This window comes from Micromonospora sp. WMMD736 (genome assembly GCF_049179015.1).
Taxonomy (GTDB): Bacteria; Actinomycetota; Actinomycetes; order Mycobacteriales; family Micromonosporaceae; genus Micromonospora.
The window spans coordinates 1-1,520 of sequence record NZ_JBMHMI010000097.1; the positions used below are offsets into that span (position 1 = coordinate 1).

At 67.8% G+C, this 1,520-nt stretch carries 3 protein-coding genes; all 3 read left to right on the plus strand.

Annotation, left to right across the window (positions count from 1 at the left end):
• Nucleotides 1-180 (plus strand): hypothetical protein (locus ACN269_RS34095; RefSeq protein WP_421477370.1); only part of this gene is annotated, 180 nt, incomplete at its 5' end.
• A gap of 25 nt (nucleotides 181-205) precedes the next feature.
• Entirely contained in the window at nucleotides 206-1,030 is an 825-nt protein-coding gene (locus tag ACN269_RS34100) for a serine hydrolase domain-containing protein (RefSeq protein WP_421477372.1), read from the plus strand.
• 114 nt (nucleotides 1,031-1,144) lie between these two features.
• On the plus strand, nucleotides 1,145-1,520 hold a 376-nt coding region (locus ACN269_RS34105), incomplete at its 3' end, for a DUF3145 family protein (RefSeq protein WP_421477374.1).

The following is a 1,520-nucleotide window of genomic DNA, read 5'->3' on the forward strand; positions in this document are numbered from 1 at the left end:
TACATGGTGTCGACCATGCACTGCATGAGCGTGTCGCTGGGCCTGGACGGCGACGGGCTGGGCACGGTGTGGGGTCGGCAGTTGGCCACCTCGATGCTGGCCGATGCGGGCTTTGCCGATGTGACGGTTCACGAGGTCGACTCCGACCCGCTGAACTACTACTACGTCGCTCGAAAGTGAGCGTCCGCACGTAACATCCAGCGCGATGAGCGCTCTCGATGCCCTGTCCGACTGGCCGGTCCGCACCGCCGCCGCCGCGGTGGTCGGGCCGGCCGGCGTCATCTCGACCCGCGGCGACACCGAGCACCGCTTCGCGTTGGCGTCGGTGACCAAACCGCTGGTGGCCCGGGCTGCGCAGGTCGCCGTCGAGGAGGGCGCCGTCGACCTCGACACCCCGGCCGGTCCGCCGGGGTCCACCGTGCGCCACCTGCTGGCCCACACCGCGGGCTACTCGATGCGGTCCGACGATCTGATGGCCGAGCCGGGCACGCGGCGGGTCTACTCCAACTACGGCTTTCAGGTGCTGGCGCAGACCGTGCAGGACGCCGCCGGCATTGATTTCGAGCAGTACCTGGCCGAGGCCGTGTTCGAACCGCTGGGCATGACGGCTACGTCGTTGGACGGTGGGACGACGGCGGCCGGTTTCGGCGTCACCTCGACAGTCGGCGACCTGGCGGCATTCGCCGCTGACCTGCTGCGCCCCGGCATGGTGTCGGAGGAGCTGCACGCGCAGGCCACCATGGTGCAGTTCGCGGGCCTGGACGGCGTGCTGCCCGGTTTCGGCGTGCAACGGCCGAATGACTGGGGATTGGGCTTCGAAATTCGTGACGGCAAGTCGCCGCACTGGACCGGGTCGGCAAACTCACCGGCCACCTACGGGCATTTCGGCCAGTCAGGCACGTTTCTCTGGGTCGATCCGGAGGCTGACCTGGCGCTGGTCGCGCTGACTGACCGTGATTTCGGCGATTGGTCGTATCCGCTGTGGCCGGCGTTGTCTGACGAGGTGCTGAGAGAATTCGGGTCAGACTAGCGCAACAGGGGCCTCACAGGGCACAATAGACACGCACGACACACACATGCATGCTCGATCGGAACCGCCAGGTCGTTGGGGAAGACGTCCCTCGTGGAGCCGAAGGAGCAACAGATGCGTGCGTCGAACCAACTCACCGACGCGACGACGGGTGTGGTCTACATCCACGCCTCGCCGGCGGCGGTATGCCCGCATGTCGAGTGGGCGTTGTCGTCGACCCTTCAGGCCAGAGCGAACCTGAAGTGGACCCCGCAGCCCGCCATGCCCGGGCAGTTGCGCGCCGTCACCAATTGGGTGGGCCCGGTCGGTACCGGAGCCCAGCTGGCTGACGCGCTGCGGTCGTGGTCGGTGCTGCGCTTCGAGGTGACCGAGGACCCCAGCTACGGGGTGGACGGACACCGGTGGTGTCACACCCCGCAACTCGGGCTGTGGAGCGGGCCGATGAGTGCCAACGGCGACATCATGGTGGGCGAGATGCGGCTGCGGTCGC